Annotated in this window: 16 protein-coding genes and 1 tRNA gene; 9 read left to right on the plus strand and 8 right to left on the minus strand. The window is 68.8% G+C overall.

The window, feature by feature from the left end:
• Positions 1–73: 73 nt before the first annotated feature.
• Positions 74–736, plus strand: a complete 663-nt coding sequence (locus DW298_RS08750) for a hypothetical protein (RefSeq protein WP_136042064.1) — start codon at positions 74–76, stop codon at positions 734–736.
• A gap of 93 nt (positions 737–829) precedes the next feature.
• Here the strand turns inward: DW298_RS08750 and DW298_RS08755 are convergent, their stop codons facing one another.
• The 6 genes from DW298_RS08755 to aceE all read right to left on the minus strand — a co-directional run bounded on the left by DW298_RS08755 (position 830) and on the right by aceE (position 8,445).
• Complete coding sequence (locus DW298_RS08755) at positions 830–2,068, minus strand: beta-ketoacyl-[acyl-carrier-protein] synthase family protein (RefSeq protein WP_091036792.1); 1,239 nt, start codon at positions 2,066–2,068, stop codon at positions 830–832.
• A gap of 93 nt (positions 2,069–2,161) precedes the next feature.
• Positions 2,162–2,410, minus strand: a complete 249-nt coding sequence (locus DW298_RS08760) for an acyl carrier protein (RefSeq protein WP_017202249.1) — start codon at positions 2,408–2,410, stop codon at positions 2,162–2,164.
• A gap of 68 nt (positions 2,411–2,478) precedes the next feature.
• Positions 2,479–3,480 carry a beta-ketoacyl-ACP synthase III gene (locus DW298_RS08765; RefSeq protein WP_136042065.1) on the minus strand — a complete coding sequence of 334 codons (1,002 nt, stop codon included), beginning with the start codon at positions 3,478–3,480 and terminating at the stop codon, positions 2,479–2,481.
• Complete coding sequence (locus DW298_RS08770) at positions 3,477–4,397, minus strand: ACP S-malonyltransferase (protein WP_136042066.1); 921 nt, start codon at positions 4,395–4,397, stop codon at positions 3,477–3,479. The genes DW298_RS08765 and DW298_RS08770 overlap by 4 nt, the downstream gene beginning before the upstream one ends.
• A gap of 93 nt (positions 4,398–4,490) precedes the next feature.
• Positions 4,491–5,687: a helix-turn-helix domain-containing protein gene (locus DW298_RS08775; RefSeq protein WP_136042067.1), complete on the minus strand. Its 1,197-nt coding sequence runs from the start codon at positions 5,685–5,687 to the stop codon at positions 4,491–4,493.
• A 31-nt stretch (positions 5,688–5,718) separates the two neighbouring features.
• Positions 5,719–8,445, minus strand: coding sequence for a pyruvate dehydrogenase (acetyl-transferring), homodimeric type (gene aceE, locus DW298_RS08780; protein WP_136042068.1), 2,727 nt, complete (start codon positions 8,443–8,445; stop codon positions 5,719–5,721).
• 154 nt (positions 8,446–8,599) lie between these two features.
• On the opposite strand from aceE, the gene DW298_RS08785 reads away from it, so the two are divergent.
• From DW298_RS08785 to DW298_RS08800, 4 genes are all read left to right on the plus strand, one after another.
• A tRNA-Val gene (locus DW298_RS08785) sits at positions 8,600–8,672 on the plus strand.
• Positions 8,673–8,725: 53 nt separating this feature from the next.
• Positions 8,726–9,283, plus strand: coding sequence for a dihydrofolate reductase family protein (locus DW298_RS08790; protein ID WP_136042069.1), 558 nt, complete (start codon positions 8,726–8,728; stop codon positions 9,281–9,283).
• A 130-nt stretch (positions 9,284–9,413) separates the two neighbouring features.
• Positions 9,414–10,301, plus strand: coding sequence for a TIGR01777 family oxidoreductase (locus DW298_RS08795; protein ID WP_136042070.1), 888 nt, complete (start codon positions 9,414–9,416; stop codon positions 10,299–10,301).
• A gap of 56 nt (positions 10,302–10,357) precedes the next feature.
• The gene (locus tag DW298_RS08800) at positions 10,358–11,311 is read left to right on the plus strand and encodes an L-lactate dehydrogenase (protein WP_136042071.1); all 954 of its coding nucleotides are present in this window, start codon (positions 10,358–10,360) and stop codon (positions 11,309–11,311) included.
• A 32-nt stretch (positions 11,312–11,343) separates the two neighbouring features.
• On the opposite strand, the gene DW298_RS08805 is transcribed toward DW298_RS08800, so the two are convergent.
• Entirely contained in the window at positions 11,344–12,108 is a 765-nt protein-coding gene (locus DW298_RS08805) for an SDR family NAD(P)-dependent oxidoreductase (protein ID WP_136042072.1), read from the minus strand.
• 100 nt (positions 12,109–12,208) lie between these two features.
• Here DW298_RS08805 and DW298_RS08810 point away from each other — a divergent pair, with 100 nt between their 5' ends.
• Positions 12,209–13,045, plus strand: a complete 837-nt coding sequence (locus tag DW298_RS08810; RefSeq protein WP_136042073.1) for a helix-turn-helix transcriptional regulator — start codon at positions 12,209–12,211, stop codon at positions 13,043–13,045.
• Positions 13,046–13,056: 11 nt separating this feature from the next.
• Here DW298_RS08810 and DW298_RS08815 read toward each other — a convergent pair whose 3' ends face one another.
• A complete protein-coding gene (locus DW298_RS08815; protein ID WP_136042074.1) occupies positions 13,057–13,896 on the minus strand; it encodes an aldo/keto reductase in 840 nt (279 codons plus the stop codon).
• A 43-nt stretch (positions 13,897–13,939) separates the two neighbouring features.
• Between DW298_RS08815 and DW298_RS08820 the strand changes: the two genes are divergently transcribed.
• Genes DW298_RS08820 through DW298_RS08830 form a run of 3 tightly spaced genes read left to right on the plus strand, consistent with a single transcriptional unit; the run spans position 13,940 to position 16,856 of the window.
• Complete coding sequence (locus DW298_RS08820) at positions 13,940–14,362, plus strand: YchJ family metal-binding protein (RefSeq protein ID WP_136042075.1); 423 nt, start codon at positions 13,940–13,942, stop codon at positions 14,360–14,362.
• A 36-nt stretch (positions 14,363–14,398) separates the two neighbouring features.
• Positions 14,399–15,133 (plus strand): C4-type zinc ribbon domain-containing protein, encoded by a 735-nt coding sequence (locus DW298_RS08825; RefSeq protein ID WP_136042076.1) that lies wholly within the window; start codon positions 14,399–14,401, stop codon positions 15,131–15,133.
• 22 nt (positions 15,134–15,155) lie between these two features.
• The gene (locus tag DW298_RS08830; RefSeq protein ID WP_136042077.1) at positions 15,156–16,856 is read left to right on the plus strand and encodes a bifunctional 3'-5' exonuclease/DNA polymerase; all 1,701 of its coding nucleotides are present in this window, start codon (positions 15,156–15,158) and stop codon (positions 16,854–16,856) included.
• Positions 16,857–16,891 lie beyond the last annotated feature (35 nt).

Raw genomic sequence — 16,891 nt, forward strand, 5'->3', positions numbered from 1 at the left:
GTCTGATGTGCGCATGCCACTTTGCGGCGAGTGGATTCGCCTCGGAGCCGGTGCGACGGGCCAGAGTGGAAGGATGCTCCTCCGCTCTGTGTTCCTTCCTGTGGCCGCCGCCAGCCGGCGTGACCTCGTCGAGAGGCTCGTGCAGCTGCTCGTCGGCCTCTTCCTCTATGGCGTGGCGCTCGGCTTCATGGTGCGCGGCGGCATCGGGGTGGCGCCGTGGGACGTGCTGGCGCTGGGCCTCGCCGGCCAGACCGGAGTCGGATACGGCGTGATGACCGTGCTCGTCTCGATCGTGGTGCTGCTGCTGTGGATTCCGTTGCGTCAGCGGGTCGGGCTGGGGACCGTTCTGAACGCGCTCCTGGTCGGCCCCAGTGCCGATCTCGCGCTGTTCCTGATCCCGCAGCCGGCCTCGGTCTGGATCGGCGCCCCCATGTTCGTCTTCGGTCTCCTCCTCCTCGCCTTCGCAACGGGTCTCTACATCGCCGCCGACTTCGGTCCCGGTCCGCGCGACGGCCTGATGACCGGGTTGGTCCGACGCACCGGGTGGGCGGTGTGGCTCGTCCGCACGCTGATCGAAGGCGGCGTGCTGCTCGTCGGCTTCCTCCTCGGCGGTCCTGTGGGCGTCGGGACGGTGCTCTTCGCGTTCGGTGTCGGCCCGCTGATCGGGTGGTTCCTGCCGCGCATCACACGCATCCGCGAAGCGCGCTCGCGCCGGCTCGGGGCGCTGCGCGCCTGACCGCGATCGGAACCAGGTCACGGGCGATCGACGGCCTGCAGACACGAAGAGAGGCCCCCGGAATCCCGAGGGCCTCTCTTCGTGTCTGCAGCGTCAGTCCGCGCTGGCGACGACCAGCACGGCGTTGTGTCCGCCGAACCCGAACGAATTGCTGATCGCGATCTGCGGACCGTCGCCGAGCGGCGTGGCCTCGCCGGAAAGGCGGAACGGGACCGCCGGGTCGGGCTCGGTCATGTTGATGGTCGGGGGAGCGACGCGGTCGCGCAGGGCGAGCAGCGAGAAGATCGCCTCCAGGGCACCCGTACCACCGAGCAGGTGACCGGTGGAGGCCTTGGTCGCCGACACGGGAATCTCGTCGATCCGGTCGCCGAAGACCTTCTTGAGAGCGACATACTCATTCGGGTCACCGACCGGTGTCGACGTGGCGTGCGCGTTGATGTGGGTGACCTGGTCGGCTGTGACGCCGGCCTCTTCGAGCGCCTGCGTGACGGCCCGTGCTGCGCCGTTGCCCTCGGGGTCGTTCCCGGTGATGTGGTACGCGTCGGCTGTGACTCCGCCGCCGAGCACGTAGCCGTAGATCTTGGCGCCGCGAGCCTTCGCGTGCTCCTCGGTCTCGAGGATCAGTGCGGCTGCGCCCTCGCCCATGACGAACCCGTCACGGTCGATCGCGCCGGGGCGTGACGCGTGGGCCGGGTCGTCGTTCCGACGCGACAGCGCCTGCGCCGACGCGAACGAGGCCATCGTGATCGGGTGGATCGCGGACTCGGTGCCACCGGCGATCACGACGTCGGCGAGGCCGTCCTGCAGGTGGTGGAAAGCGTGGATGATCGACTCCGTGCTGGAGGCGCACGCGCTGACGACGGTCTGCGCATAGGCGCGAGCCTCGAACTGCAGCGAGAGGTTGCCCGCAGCGGCGTTCGGCATGAGCATCGGGACCGTCAGCGGCATGACCCGTCGCGGGCCCTTCTCGCGAAGCGTGTCCCAGGCGTCCAGGAGGGTCCAGAGTCCGCCGATGCCGGTGGCGAAGTCGATGCCGAGTCGCTCGGGAGCGACTTCGGGGGAGCCGGCGTCCGCCCACGCCTCGCGGGCCGCGATGAGGGCGAACTGCGACGACGGATCGAGGCGCTTGGCCTCGTGGCGGGGGAGCACCTCTTCCGGGCGCACGATCGCCTCGGCGGCGAAGGTGACGGGCAGCTCGTACTGCTGCACCCAGTCGTGTTCGAGCGTGCGGGTGCCGGACATGCCGGCCAGCAGGTTCGTCCAGTTCTCCGGGGCCGTGCCGCCGATGGCGGACGTGGCGCCGATGCCGGTGACGACGATGCGCTTGGTCATGGGGTGTGGTTCCTTGTCGAACGTCGAAGGGGATGAGAGGGCAGGGCGGAGGATGCCACTCCCGCGCGGTGCGGGGGTGGCATCCTGCCGGGATTACTCCTGGCCCGCGACGATGAAGTTGACGGCGTCGCCGACGGTCTTCAGGTTCTTGACCTCGTCGTCGGGGATGGTGACGCCGAACTTCTCCTCGGCGTTGACGACGATCGTCATCATCGAGATGGAGTCGATGTCGAGGTCATCGGTGAACGACTTCTCGAGGGCGACCTCGGAGGCGTTGATGCCGGTCTCGTCGGTGATCAGCTCTGCGAGGCCTGCGAGGACCTCATCGTTGGTGAAAGCCATGTGGTCTTCCTCTTTCTTGCGGGTTGTATTCGGAACCGTGGAACAGTCTAGAGAAGGTCAGCGCATTCTCAGGGAAGGACGACGACCTGTGCGGCGAACACGAGTCCGGCGCCGAAGCCGATCTGCAGCGCGAGACCGCCGGAGAGCTCGGGGTGCTCGGCCATCAGACGGTGACTCGCCAGCGGGATCGATGCCGCCGAGGTGTTGCCCGTGGTCTCGATGTCGCGGGCGATCACCGTGGTCTCCGGCAGCTTCAGCTGCTTCGCGAACTCGTCGATGATGCGCATGTTCGCCTGGTGGGGGATGAAGGCCGCGATGTCGGAGGGCTCGACGCCCGCCTTGTCCAGTGCCTCGCGTGCGACCTTGGCCATCTCCCAGACGGCCCAGCGGAAGACCGTCGGGCCCTCCTGGCGCAGCGTGGGCCACGGCACCACACCGTCGCGGAAGTCGGTGAGCGTGCCGTTCATCCCGACCGCGTCGGCCTTGGAGCCGTCGGACCCCCAGACGGCGGGGGCGATGCCCGGTGTCTCGCTCGGGCCGATCAGCGCGGCCCCCGCCCCGTCGCCGAGGAGGAAGGAGATGCTCCGGTCGGTCGGGTCGACGACGTCGGAGAGCTTCTCGGTGCCGATGACCAGGGCGTAGCGGGCTGCCCCGGCCTTGATCAGCGCGTCGGCCTGGGCGATCGCATAGGCGTATCCGGCGCAGGCCGCATTGATGTCGTAGGCAGCGGCGGGGTTCGCACCGACGCGGTCGGCGACGATCGCCGAGACCGACGGGGTCTGCTTCGGGTTGCTGATGGTCGCGACGATCACCAGGTCGACCTGGTCGGCCGGCACACCCGACTTCTCGATGGCCTCGGCTGCTGCCGTGGTGGCGAGGTCGATGGCGTCGGTGCCCTTGTCGGCCCGGGCACGGGTGATGATGCCGGTGCGCTGGCGGATCCACTCGTCGCTGGAGTCGATCGGCCCGATCAGGTCTTCGTTCGGAACGGCATTCTCGCCACGGGCGGCACCGTACGAGTAGATGCGCGTGTAGGCGGGGCCGGTGACCTGGGCGAGGGTGACGCTCATGCGGCTTCTCCGTTCAGCAGCGCGACGGCTGCATCGAGGTCTTCAGGGGACTTCACTGCGACGGTCGGAACGCCGCGCAGGCCGCGCTTGGCGAGCCCGACGAGAGCACCAGCGGGCGCGAGCTCGATCACGCCGGTGACCCCGGCGTCGGAGAACGACTGCATGCACAGGTCCCAGCGCACGGGGGAGGAGACCTGGTCGACGAGATAGCTGAGCGCTTGTGTGCCGTCGGCGACAACGGAGCCGTCACGATTGGTCCACAGCGTGATGTCGGGGTTCGCGGGCGCGACGTCGGCGACCGCGTCGCGGAGGGCCGAGACCGCAGAGGCCATGTAGCGCGTGTGGAATGCACCCGCGACCTGGAGCGGGATCACGCGAGTGCCCTTGAGAGGATCCTCAGCGAGAGCCGCGAGGGCCGGAAGCGCGCCGGCGACCACGATCTGACCGCCGCCGTTGTAGTTCGCGGGGAACAGGTCGAGTTCGGCGAGCCGTGCGAGGAGCGCTTCTTCGTCGCCGCCGAGGACTGCACTCATGCCGGTCTGCTCCTGCGCCGCGGCGTCGGCCATCGCGCGACCACGGATACCGACGAGGCGCATGCCTGTCTCGGCATCGATCACGCTGCTCCCGACGAGCGCCGCGATCTCGCCCACCGAGTGTCCGGCGATTCCGTCGGCGCGCCGCCCGGCCTTCTGCACCAGGGCGTCACCGGCGATCAGGGAGGCCGCGACGATCAGCGGTTGCGCGATGCGCGTGTCGCGGATCGTGTCGGCATCCGACACCGTGCCGTGTTCGCGGAGATCGACCTCTGCGGCATCCGAGTACGCGGCGAGGCGCTCGGCCACTCCGTCGAGCTCGAGCCAAGGAGCGAGGAAACCGGGGGTCTGCGAGCCCTGACCTGGGCATACGACGACAATCACCCACCCAGTCTGTCAACGATTGCGGCGGAGCGGTGGATGATCCATCACAAGATTGCGAGAAACCCTTGTGTGTGGCGTACAGATCCGCCGGTCTCAGCGCTGCGGGCGTCGAAGCGGGACCCGTCGCCGCACCTGTTCGGCGGTCCCGATCGAGCCGAGGATCAGCGCTGTCTGCAGGATGAGCGCCTCGCGGGGACCGGTGGCATCCCACCCGATGACCTCGCTCACGCGCTTGAGTCGGTAGCGCACCGTGTTCGGGTGCACGAAGAGCTCGCGGGCCGTCGCCTCGAGGGAGCGGCCGTTGTCGAGGTAGCTCCAGAGCGTCGTGACCAGGTCTGTGGAGTGCGCCTGCAACGGACGGAAGATGCGCTCGATCAGAGTCTGCTTCGCGAGCGGGTCGCCGGCGAGGGCTCGCTCGGGGAGCAGGTCGTCGGCCTCGACCGGGCGGGGAGCGCTGCGCCAGGCGCGGGCCACCGCGAAGCCGGCGAGAGCGGCGCGGGCGCTCTGACTCGCGTCGACGAGGGCCGCGACGGCAGGGCCGAGCACGACGTAGCCCGGTCCGAACGACGGCTCGAGTCGGGTCGCGATCTCCTGGAACCCGAGCTCCTCTTCCTCCCCTTCGGCCCCTTCAGCGCGCGCACGCCCGAGGACGAGGACGAGTCGAGAGCCCTGCACACCGATGAGGACGTCGACGGCGAGCTTCCTGGCGGTTCGGCGGACGAGATCCACATCGAACTGCGGGGGTGTGGTGCCGACCAGGACGGCGACCTCGCCGTGGCCGTGCCAGCCGAGTGCCGCGATGCGGCTCGGCAGTTCCTCGTCGGCTTCGCCGGTGAGGATGGAGTCGACGACGAGGGCTTCGAGCCGGGCGTCCCACAGGCCGCGCGCCTCGGCGGCCCTCGCGTACACGTCGGCCGCGGCGAAGGCGACATCGCGCGAGTAGAGCAGGATCGCCTCGCGGAGATCGTTGCCTCTGCCGGCGACGCGTTCCTCGGTGACCTCGACGGTCACCCGGATCAGCTGGAGCGTCTGCTGGAGGCTGACGCTCCGCAGCAGCTCACGCGGAGCCGCAGCGAAGATATCGGCCGCGATCCATGGCGTGGAGGTGGGGTCTTCGTACCACTGGATGAACGACGTGATACCCGCCTGGGCCACCAGCCCGACCGCGGAGCGGCGGGCTGGTGGCATGTCGGCGTACCACGGGAGGGTGTCCTCCAGGCGCTTGATCGTCACCGAGGCGATATCACCGGAGATCCGGCGCAGCCAGGTGAGCGTCGCGGCCTTGTCCATGCCGGAAGGAGAAGAACCTGTCACCGAGGGCTCAGCTTTCGCCGCCCGCGTTGCCGCTGGTTCCGGCGTTCACATCGTGCAGACGGTACTTCTCGATCGCCTGAGCCGCGAGCGAGCGGTCGACCTTGCCGTCTTCGGCGAGCGACTGCAGCGTGCGGACCACGATCGACGGGCCGTCGATCTTGAAGAAGCGACGAGCGGCTGCGCGGGTGTCCGAGAAGCCGAAGCCATCGGCGCCGAGCGTGGCGAAGCGGTTCGGGACCCACGGGCGGATCTGGTCCTGCACGGCGTGCATGAAGTCGCTGACCGCGACGACCGGACCTTCGGCGCCCTGGAGCTTCTGAGTGAGGTACGCGGTGCGCGGCTCGGCTTCGGGGTGCAGGAAGTTGTGCTCGTCGGCGGCGAGGCCGTCGCGGCGCAGCTCGGTCCAGGAGGTGACCGACCACACGTCGGCGATCACGCCCCAGTCGTTCTTCAGCAGCTCCTGGGCCTCGAGAGCCCAGGGGAGTCCGACACCCGACGCGAACAGCTGTGCGCGGTGGCCCTCGCCCTCGCCGACCGAGACGCGGTGGATGCCGCGGACGATGCCGTCCACGTCCACGTCCTCCGGCTCGGCGGGCATCACGAGAGGCTCGTTGTAGAGCGTGATGTAGTACATCACGTTCGGGTCTTCGTGGTTGCCGCCGTACATGCGCTCGAGACCGGAGCGCACGATGTGCGCGATCTCGTAGCCGTAAGCCGGGTCGTACGAGATCGTCGCCGGGTTGGTGGCGGCGAGCAGGTGCGAGTGGCCGTCGGCGTGCTGGAGGCCTTCACCGGTGAGGGTGGTGCGACCGGCGGTGGCGCCCATGATGAAGCCGCGGGCCATCTGGTCTCCGGCAGCCCACTGAGCGTCGCCCGTGCGCTGGAAGCCGAACATCGAGTAGAAGATGTAGACCGGGATGAGGGGCTCGCCATGCGTGGCGTAGGAGGTTCCGGCGGCGGTGAAGGCCGCGAGTGCGCCGGCCTCGTTGATGCCGACGTGCACGATCTGGCCCTGCGGGCTCTCCTTGTAGGCGAGGAGCAGCTCACGGTCGACCGACGTGTAGTGCTGGCCGTTCGGGTTGTAGATCTTCGCCGAGGGGAAGTACGCATCCATGCCGAACGTGCGCGCCTCGTCGGGGATGATCGGCACGATGCGGTGGCCGAAGTCCTTCGAACGCAGCAGGTCCTTGAGCAGACGGACGAACGCCATCGTGGTGGCGATCTCCTGCGTGCCGGAACCCTTCTTGGGAAGCGCATATGCGGTGTCGTCCGGCAGCGACAGGCCGACGTGCGTCGAGCGGCGCTCCGGCAGGTAGCCGCCGAGTGCCTGACGGCGCTCGAGCATGTACTGGATCGTCTCGTCCTGGGGTCCCGGGTTGTAGTACGGGGGCAGGTACGGGTTCTCCTCGAGCTGCGCGTCCGTGATCGGGATGTGCATCGCGTCGCGGAACGTCTTGAGGTTGTCCAGCGTCATCTTCTTCATCTGGTGGGTCGCGTTGCGGCCCTCGAAGTGCGGACCGAGGCCGTAGCCCTTGACGGTCTTCGCGAGGATGACGGTGGGCTTGCCCTTGTGCTCGGTAGCTGCCTTGAACGCGGCGTAGACCTTGCGGTAGTCGTGGCCACCGCGCTTGAGGTTCCAGATGTCGTCGTCGGAGTAGTCCTTGACGAGGGCGGCTGCGCGCTCGTCGCGGCCGAAGAAGTGCTCGCGGACGTATGCGCCGGACTCGGCCTTGTACGTCTGGTAGTCACCGTCGGGGGTGACGTTCATCAGGTTGAGCAGAGCGCCCTCGGTGTCGCGGGCGAGAAGGTCGTCCCACTCACGGCCCCAGACGACCTTGATGACGTTCCAGCCGGCGCCGCGGAAGAACGACTCCAGCTCCTGGACGATCTTGCCGTTGCCGCGCACCGGGCCGTCGAGGCGCTGCAGGTTGCAGTTGACGACGAAGGTCAGGTTGTCGAGACCCTCGTTGGCGGCGACCTGCAGCTGGCCGCGGCTCTCGACCTCGTCCATCTCGCCGTCGCCCAGGAACGCCCAGACGTGCGACTGGGACGTGTCCTTGATGCCGCGGTTCTCGAGGTACTTGTTCGACATCGCCTGGTAGATCGCGTTGATCGGGCCGAGGCCCATCGACACGGTCGGGAACTGCCAGTAGTCCGGCATCAGGCGCGGGTGCGGGTAGGACGGGATGCCGTGCGGCGCGTGCGACTTCTCCTGGCGGAAGCCGTCGAGCTGGTCCTCGCTCAGGCGTCCTTCGAGGAAGGAGCGGGCGTAGGTGCCGGGGGAGGCGTGCCCCTGGATGAAGATCTGGTCCGCACCGCCGGGGTTGTCGGCACCCTTGAAGAAGTGGTTGAAGCCGACTTCGTACAGAGCCGCCGACGAGGCGTAGGTCGAGATGTGACCGCCGACGCCGATACCAGGGCGCTGGGCACGGTGCACCGTGATGGCGGCGTTCCACCGGATCCAGGCGCGGTAGCGGCGCTCGATCTCCTCGTCACCGGGGAACTCGGGCTCGTTCTCGGGAGCGATGGTGTTGATGTAGTCCGTCGTCGGGACCATCGGCACGCCCAGGTGCAGCTCCTTCGAGCGCTTGAGCAAGCTGAGCATGATCTCGCGGCCTCGGCCGTGCCCCTTGGCATCGACCAGCTCATCGAGGGACTGCTGCCACTCGCCGGTCTCCTCCGGATCGCTGTCGAGGGGGCCCTGGGAATAAGGATCCTGGTCGTGCACGGTCACGGGGCGAACCTTTCGTCAAGCTGGCAGGTCATGCCAAGGAAACGGGAAGCGACACGGGCAGCCTTGTCAGCTGTGCACAACGCGCGCCGCAATCAGCCTATCCCTCTTCTACGACACGGGTGCGCATCGGGTGGCCGATACACTGGGTGCACCAGGGCCTTTAGCTCAGCTGGTAGAGCGCCACGTTTACACCGTGGATGTCGTCGGTTCGATCCCGGCAGGGCCCACATCCTCACCGCGACCCCTGGTGGTCGCCGCCCTGCAGTCCTAGGCTCCCCGCATGGGTACCCTGACCTTCTGCATCAACGTCACCCTCGACGGCTGCGTCGATCATCGGGAGGGGATCGCCGATGAGGAGACTCATCCCCTCTTCACGCGGCTCCTGGATGAAGCTGGCGCGATGCTCTGGGGGCGCACCACCTACGAGATGATGGAGAGCGCCTGGCCGGCGGTCGCCCGCGGAGACGTGGAAGCGGACGCCACGATGCGCGAGTGGGCGGTCAAGCTCGACGCCAAGCCCAAGTACGTGGTGTCATCCACCCGCGAGGACTTCCCCTGGGCCAACAGCCACCGCATCATCGGTGATCTGCGCGAGGGCGTGCAGAAGCTCAAGGACGACACGCCGGCCGGAGTGCTTCTCGGCAGCGCCTCGCTGGCGACCGAACTCGACCGGCTGGACCTGATCGACGAGTACCGGTTCCTGGTCCATCCGCGGATCGCCGGGCACGGCCCGACCCTTTTCGAGGCCGGTCTGCCGAGTACTCGGCGACTCGAGTTGGTTTCCGCGACTCCGCTCCGCAACGGGGCGATCATGACGCACTACCGACGGGCTGATTGACTCCTCGCAGCGAGGAGCGACCTACCTCGACCGAGTCCTCAGCGCAAGGCCTGCGGGCGCTCGCGTCTCCAGCGCGTACCCTCGGATGCACGGCAAGACTCGATGATCGAGGGACGGGGAGGTCTCACACGTGGCGCGACGCATCGTCATCAGCGGAGCATCGGGACTGATCGGTTCAGCGCTCGTGTCTTCGCTCCGCGCTGACGGAATCGAGGTGACGACTCTCGTCCGACGCGCTCCGCGAGCGGAGAACGAGACGCAATGGGAACCGGGGGAGCGCGCCCTCGATCCGGACGTCCTCGCCGGAGCCGAAGCGATCGTCGCACTGGGTGGTGCCAGCGTCGGCCGTCTGCCGTGGACCAAGCGCTACCGTCGTGAGTTGGTCGACTCGCGTCTGCAGGCGACCAGGACGATCACGACCGCTCTCCGTTCCCTGCGGTCCGACGCCCCCGCACTCGTCTCGGCATCCGCCGTGGGCTACTACGGCTCCGCCCCGGGCGAGATCCTCACGGAGGACTCCGCCGCCGGTCAGACCTTCTTGGCGGACCTCACGGTGCGCTGGGAGGCCGAGGCCCGTCAGGCCGAGGACCACACCCGGGTCGCACTGCTGCGCACGGCCCCGGTCATCCACCGGCGCGGCGTCCTCAAGCCCCTCATCCAGCTGACTCGGTTCGGCGTCTCCGGTCCGCTCGGACGAGGGACGCAGATGTGGCCGTGGATCTCGCTCGATGACGAGGTGGCAGCGATTCGTCATGTGCTCGATCACAAGATCACCGGACCCGTGAACCTGACCGGACCCGCACCGGCGTCCGCCAACGACATCGGCCGTGCCCTCGCCACCCGCATGCACCGTCCGTTCTGGCTCCCGGCACCGGCGTGGGCGCTCCGCCTCGCGCTCGGCGACGCCGCGGAGTCGCTGCTGCTGCCGGACGCGGACGTACGTCCCCAGGTGCTGGAGCGCACGGGGTTCCGGTTCGCGCACGCGACCGCGGCTGCCGCCGTCGCGGCGGCGCTCTGAGGTTCTCACGGGACCACCACTCCCGGAGCGGGACCCTCCACTGCAAGACTGAGCGCATGGAGATCATCGAGAACTCGAAGCTCACGGTCGTCGGCGCGGGAAGCGTGGGATCGAGTGTCGCCTACGCGGCACTGATCCGCGGATCGGCGCGCCACGTCGCGCTGTACGACATCGCGACCGAGAAGGTCGAGGCCGAGGTGCTCGACCTCGCGCACGGGACGCAGTTCACCGGTTCGAGCGACATCATCGGGGGAAGCGACATCTCGGTGGCGGCGGGCTCGCACGTCGTGGTGATCACCGCCGGGGCGAAGCAGAAACCGGGTCAGACCCGCATCGAGCTCGCCGAGGTGAACGCGGGCATCATCCGCCGCATGATGCCGGATCTGCTCGAGGTCGCGCCGAACGCGATCTACGTGATCGTCACCAACCCCTGCGACGTGCTGACCGTGATCGCGCAGGAGGAGACCGGGCTCCCGCCGGAGCGGATTTTCGCGTCAGGCACTGTGCTCGACACCTCCCGACTGCGCTGGAAGCTGGGGGAGCGCGCCGGAGTGTCGACCGCCAGCGTGCACGCGTACATCATCGGTGAGCACGGCGACACGGAGTTCCCGCTGTGGTCGCGCGCGACCATCGGCACGGTCCCGATCCTGGAGTGGGAGACGCCGGACCACCCGCGATTCACCCTCGATGAGCTGCAGGACATCGCGGTCGACGTGCGCGATGCCGCATACAAGGTCATCCAGGGCAAGGGCGCGACCAATTACGCGATCGGTCTGTCCAGTGCGCGGATCGTCGAGGCGATCCTCCGCGACGAGCACGCGGTGATGCCCGTGAGCACCGTGCTGCGCGACTTCCACGGACTCGACGGCGTCGCTCTGTCCGTCCCCTCGATCGTGAGCGCGAAGGGTGCGGTTCCGATCCGGAACACCTCGTTCTCGAGCGACGAGCTGGCGCTGCTGCGCCAGTCGGCGGATGCGCTGCAGGCGGCCGCCGCGGATCTGCGCCGCTGAGAGGCACCGGCGCGAACCGGTGCCTCTCGCTCTCACCGGCCGTGCGGATCCGTGCGGTTGAGGGTGGCGACGACCTGGTCGTAGTCACCCCGGGCTTCGCCGTACCGGAGGAACTTCACGCGCTCGACCTGGATCTCCGCCGCATCCGGTTGCGACTCGAACAGCCCCATCACCTCGTCGATGAACTCGTCGAGCGGCATCGCGGCCTCGTTCTCCTCATGCCCGGGCATGAGGGCGGTGCGCACCGCCGGCGGTTCCAGCTCGAGAACCGACACCGTCGTATCCGCGAGCTGCAGGCGCAGAGATTCGCTGAGCATGTGGATCGCGGCCTTGCTCGCGTTGTACGTGGGCGTCACCCGGAGAGGGGCGAAGGCGAGTCCGGAAGAGACCGTCATGATCGTCGCGTCCGGCTGCGCGCGCAGGTGCTCGATGAAAGCGGCGATGAGGCGGATCGGCCCGAGGATGTTCGTGGTGACCGTCTCCTCAGCCGTGGCGAGGAAGCTCGACGGGGCTGTCCAGTCCTCGGTGCGCATGACACCGGCCATCGTGATGAGCACGTTCAGTTCGGGGTGCTCGGCGAGTACCGTGCGTGACGCGTCGTCGATGCTGCCCGCATCCGCCGTGTCGATCCGCACCGTGTGGATGCCGGGATGTTCGGTGGCGATCGCCGTGAGGCGGTCCTGGCGACGCCCGCCCACGATCACCGTGTTGCCACGGTCGTGGAGGCGCACGGCGAGCGCGAGCCCGATGCCGCTGGTCGCACCGGGGATGAAGATGGTGTTTCCGCTGATGTTCATGTCCCCAGCCTCGGCGCCGCCCGGCTGCTGCTCCAGAGAGCGGTCATCCAGGGATCGGCGGTCCCTGGAACGTGCGCCGATGCCGGTGGATACTTCAGGAATGGATCGTGATGCTCTCGCCGAGTTCCTCCTCCGTCGGAGGGAGTCACTGACCCCTGCAGACGTGGGGCTCTCCACGGGCGCGCGCCGTCGTACCGCGGGGCTGCGCCGCGAGGAGGTGGCCCAGCTGGCGATGATGTCGACCGATTACTACACGCGCCTCGAACAGCGGCGAGGACCGCAGCCCAGCGTGCAGATCCTCACCTCGCTCGCCCGTGCGCTGCGGCTGACCGAAGACGAGCGCGACTACCTGTTCCGGCTCTGCGGACACAGTGCTCCTGACCGCGCCCGCGTGACCGACTATGTGCGGCCCGGCATCCTGCGCGTGCTCGATCGACTGCACGACACCCCCGCCTTCGTCGTCTCGCTGCTCGACGAGGTGCTCGTGCAGAACGATGCCTCCCGCGCGCTCGTGGGCGACGCGAGCGCGCTCACCGGGCTCGACCGCAGCGGCATCTACCGGTGGTTCGCCTATCCGGACGATGAGCGGCGCCGGTATCGCGAGGTCGATCACCCCCGACAGGCACGCGCGCTCGTCGGGTCGCTGCGTGCGGCCCACGGCGTGATGGGGGCTCGATCACGAGCGGGTGAAATCGTCGCAGAGCTGACGGCCCGCAGCCCGGAGTTCGTCGAGCTGTGGGACGCGCATGAGGTGAGCCGCCGGTTCGAGCAGCACAAGGTCATGGTGCACCCCGAGCTCGGTGAGATCGAGGTCGACTGTCAGGCGCTCTTCACCGAAGACGAGTCGCAGGCGCTCATCGTGCTCACGGCGGCGCCGGGCAGCGAGGCAGCGAGCAAACTCGAGTTCCTGCGGGTGCTGGGGACCCAGAACGTCTGACCCGACGCCGGTCAGGACTCCTCGTGGGTCCTCGGGTCGGCGTCGAACAGCCGGCCGTCGGGGCGTCCGAGTGCGGTGATCGCAGACACCTCGGCGTCATCGAGCACGATCTCGGCCGCCGCGAGGTTCGCCTCCTGGTGCTCCCGCGACGACGCCTTGGGGATCGACACCGTGCCCCGGGCGACGTGCCACGCGAGGACCGTCTGCGCCGGGGTCGCACCGTGCGCTGCGGCGACCTCATGGATCACCGCCTCGTCGAGCAGCTCCTTGGCACGCCCGAGAGGGCTCCACGCCTCGGTGAGGATGCCGTGCTCGCGGTGGTACGCGAGCTGCTCCTCCTGCGGGAAGTACGGGTGCACCTCGATCTGGTTGACGACGGGGCGCACGCCGGTCTCGCGCTCGATGCGCTCCAGGTGCTCCGGCAGGAAGTTCGAGACGCCGATCTGCCGCACCACCCCACGCGCCTGCGCATCGACGAGTGCTGCCCACGCCTGGACGTACTCGTCCTGGCTCGGGTTCGGCCAGTGGATGAGGTGCAGGTCCGTCGCGTCGAGCCCGAGGCGCGAACGGCTCTCCTCGATGCTGGTGCGCGCCTTCGCGGATGGGTGGTGGCGTCCGGGCAGTTTCGTGGTGACGATGATCTCCGAGCGGTCGACGCCGGACGCGGCGACGCCTCGGCCGACCGATCCCTCGTTCTCGTAGTTGAAGGCCGTGTCGATGAGGCGGTATCCCGCTCCGATGCCCCCGGCGACGGCATCTGCTCCGGCATCGCCGTTGAGCGCATACGTGCCGAGCCCGATCGCCGGGAGGGCGAAGCCGTTGTGGGCGGTGAAGGTGGGGACAGTGGTCATCGTGACTCCTCCGGTGCGTTTCCTCCGAGCGTACGCTGGGGGAATGACAGCGGAGGCGGACATGGCGTCGGATGACATCGTGATCGAGGATGCGGCGCGATGCCCGTGCTCGTCGGGCGATGTGTTCGGATCCTGCTGCGGTCCGCTGCTGCAGGGCGCGCCGGCTCCGACCGCCGAGCGCCTGATGAGGTCGCGGTACACGGCGTTCGGTCTGCGCGACGCGACGCACCTGCTGCGCACATGGCACCCGACGTCGAGACCGCGCACGATCGACTTCGAGCCGGATCTCGAATGGCGGCGACTGCTGGTGCTCGATCGTCTGGCCGGCGGTCCGTTCGACGACCAGGGTGTCGTGGAGTTCGAGGCCCTCTGGAGCCAGGGCACCGAGCGAGGGTCTCTGCATGAGCGCAGCCGCTTCGTCCGCGAGGATCGGCAGTGGTACTACGTCGACGGCGACGTGCGCTGACGGGCGGATGTCGCCGCAGCGACTAGATTTGAGAGCGTGAACGCCAGCCCCGAGAACCAGCGCACCCTGCTCGACATCGCCGACCTCGACCGGCGCATCGCGCAGGCCGAGCGCGCCCGCACCAAGCCGAGCCAGGCGGGGCGGATCACCGAGCTCGTCTCCATCCGTCAGGAGCAGCTCCGCGAGCTCACGACACTCACCGGTACCCGCGACGACGTGCGCACCGAGCTGAAGCGGCTGGAGTCCGATGTGGCCGTGGTCGAGGCGCGACGCAACCGTGACGCCGAACGACTCGCCGCATCGACCAACTCGAAAGACGCGCAGGCGCTCGAGCACGAGCTCGCCAGCCTCGCCCGGCGGCAGAGCGACCTCGAAGATGCCGAGCTCGACGTCATGGGACGGCTCGAAGAGGCAGAGGCCGCGGTCGCAGCACAGCAGGCGCTCCTCGAGACGACCACTTCCGAGGGGTCGGCCCTGACCGCGCAGGCCAAGGCCGATGTCGCCGCGGCGACCGAATTGGGAGCGCAGCTCGCCCGCGATCGGGCAGCCGTGGCCGAGGGCGTCTCGCCGGAACTCCTGGCCGAGTACGCGCGTCGCGCGACGAACAGTGCCGGCGCCGCACTTCTCACCCGCGGCACCTGCGAGGGCTGCCGCATCCTGCTTCCCAGCACCGATCTGAACGACATCCGCCGCGCGGCGGACGACCTCGTGGTCTCCTGCCCCGAGTGCGGCTGCATCCTCGTGCGCACCGAGGAATCCGGGCTCGCATGAGCGGTGCCTGCGCCCGCCACCGATGACAGCGCCGGCGTCGGGCATCGAACGACGAATCGCGCTCATCTCCGTCGGTCCGCAGGAGTATGTCGCGATCGAGCTCGACGCGGATGACGAGGAGCAGAACCGTACGTCTCTGCGTGCCGAGGAGCTCCCGGGGTGGGTCCGCTCCGCCGAAGACGCCGATGCTCCGCGGTGGATCATTCGCACCGCTGCGGAGACCTATGCCTTCCTTCTCGGCGACGGCGTCCGCATCTCTCGCAGTCACGATCTGGTGCTGTGCCACGCGATCCTGCGCGACACCTCCGCCGTGCCCACCCCGCTTCCGGGAGCGCACGAGTGGGAACGGCGCGAACCGACCGTTGCCGCGCCGTCGCTGTTCGACGTGTTCGATGACGCGAGCGGAGACGATCCGATCGGCACGATGCTCGATCAGTACCGAGCCCAGCGCGAAGTGATGGCCGCAGCGCCGGATGGACGCCTCACGCTGCTGTGCGCGGCGGAGTCGGCGGGCGGACTCATCGCGGAGGAGATGCGGGCCGCGGGATTGCCCTGGGACGAGGGCGTGCACGATGCGATCCTGACCGAAACGTTGGGCACCCGCCCGGTCGCCGGCGGGACGCCGAGCCGCATGGTCGAGCTCGGCGATCGGGTGCGGGAGCTCCTCGGCGACCCCTCACTGCATCTGGACAGTCAGCAGAAACTGCTCAGAGCGCTGCATCGCGTCGGAGTGCAGGTGGAGTCCACGAGCCGGTGGGAGCTCGCCGAGCACGATCACCCGGTCGTCGAACCGCTGCTCGCATACAAGAAGCTCTCCCGTCTGCTCAGCGCCAACGGCTGGGCCTGGCTCGCCGAGTGGGTGCACGAAGGTCGCTTCCGTCCCGTGTACATCCCCGGCGGCGTGGTCACCGGGCGCTGGGCCTCTGCCGGCGGAGGCGCGCTTCAGCTTCCGCGGAGTCTGCGCCCCGCGGTGCGGGCCGACCCCGGATGGACTCTCATCGTGGCGGATGTCGCGCAGCTGGAGCCGCGGATGCTCGCGGCCATGGCCTCGGATGAGGCGATGGCCCGGGCGGCGCGGGGGAGCGATCTCTACGCCGGTGTCGTCGCCTCCGGAGCAGTCGCCACGCGGGAGGAGGCGAAGTACGCCGTCCTCGGGGCGATGTACGGTGCCACGACCGGTGACAGCGGGCGGCTCGTCCCGCGTCTGAGGAAGGTCTATCCGCGCGCCATGGCACTCGTCGATGCGGCGGCGCGCACGGGCGAGGACGGCGGCATCGTGTCCACCTGGCTCGGCCGGTCGTCACCCCGACCTTCGGTGGAGTGGATGCGTCTGCAGGCGGATGCCACCGGCGCCGATGCCGATCCGGCGGTCGTGGCACTCGCCCGCCGCCGGGCCCGCGACTGGGGGCGGTTCACCCGGAACTTCGTCGTGCAGGGCACGGCCGCGGAGTGGTCGCTGATCTGGCTCGCCGAGATCCGTCATCGCCTGCGGCAGATCCCCGAGGGGTACACCACGGCCGCAGCATCCGCTCCCTTCGCGCAGGCACCGCACCTGGCGTTCTTCCTTCACGACGAGGTCATCCTGCACGTGCCGCAGGAACACGCTGAGACTGCTGCCGACGCCGTCCGCGAGGCGGCCGCCGTCGCGACGACCCGTCTCTTCGGCTCGTTCCCGATCGACGTGCCCCTGGACCTCCGGATCGCAGAGTCCGCCGAGAAGTAGGAATGACCTCCCGAGAAGTAGACTGGGAGTGCGAA

Origin of the sequence: Microbacterium sp. A20 (assembly GCF_004794515.1) — a bacterium.
Taxonomy (GTDB): Bacteria; Actinomycetota; Actinomycetes; order Actinomycetales; family Microbacteriaceae; genus Microbacterium.

Bases quoted from the DNA above. Each gene is read 5' to 3' on its own strand.
- DW298_RS08775 (WP_136042067.1), bottom strand. From the start codon at position 5,687: ATGGACAAGGCCGCGACGCTCACCTGGCTGCGCCGGATCTCCGGTGAT.
- DW298_RS08750 (WP_136042064.1), top strand. From the start codon at position 74: ATGCTCCTCCGCTCTGTGTTCCTTCCTGTGGCCGCCGCCAGCCGGCGT.
- DW298_RS08800 (WP_136042071.1), top strand. From the start codon at position 10,358: ATGGAGATCATCGAGAACTCGAAGCTCACGGTCGTCGGCGCGGGAAGC.
- DW298_RS08830 (WP_136042077.1), top strand. From the start codon at position 15,156: ATGACAGCGCCGGCGTCGGGCATCGAACGACGAATCGCGCTCATCTCC.
- DW298_RS08810 (WP_136042073.1), top strand. From the start codon at position 12,209: ATGGATCGTGATGCTCTCGCCGAGTTCCTCCTCCGTCGGAGGGAGTCA.
- DW298_RS08765 (WP_136042065.1), bottom strand. From the start codon at position 3,480: ATGAGCGTCACCCTCGCCCAGGTCACCGGCCCCGCCTACACGCGCATC.
- DW298_RS08805 (WP_136042072.1), bottom strand. From the start codon at position 12,108: ATGAACATCAGCGGAAACACCATCTTCATCCCCGGTGCGACCAGCGGC.
- DW298_RS08815 (WP_136042074.1), bottom strand. From the start codon at position 13,896: ATGACCACTGTCCCCACCTTCACCGCCCACAACGGCTTCGCCCTCCCG.
- DW298_RS08760 (WP_017202249.1), bottom strand. From the start codon at position 2,410: ATGGCTTTCACCAACGATGAGGTCCTCGCAGGCCTCGCAGAGCTGATC.
- DW298_RS08755 (WP_091036792.1), bottom strand. From the start codon at position 2,068: ATGACCAAGCGCATCGTCGTCACCGGCATCGGCGCCACGTCCGCCATC.
- DW298_RS08790 (WP_136042069.1), top strand. From the start codon at position 8,726: ATGGGTACCCTGACCTTCTGCATCAACGTCACCCTCGACGGCTGCGTC.
- DW298_RS08820 (WP_136042075.1), top strand. From the start codon at position 13,940: ATGACAGCGGAGGCGGACATGGCGTCGGATGACATCGTGATCGAGGAT.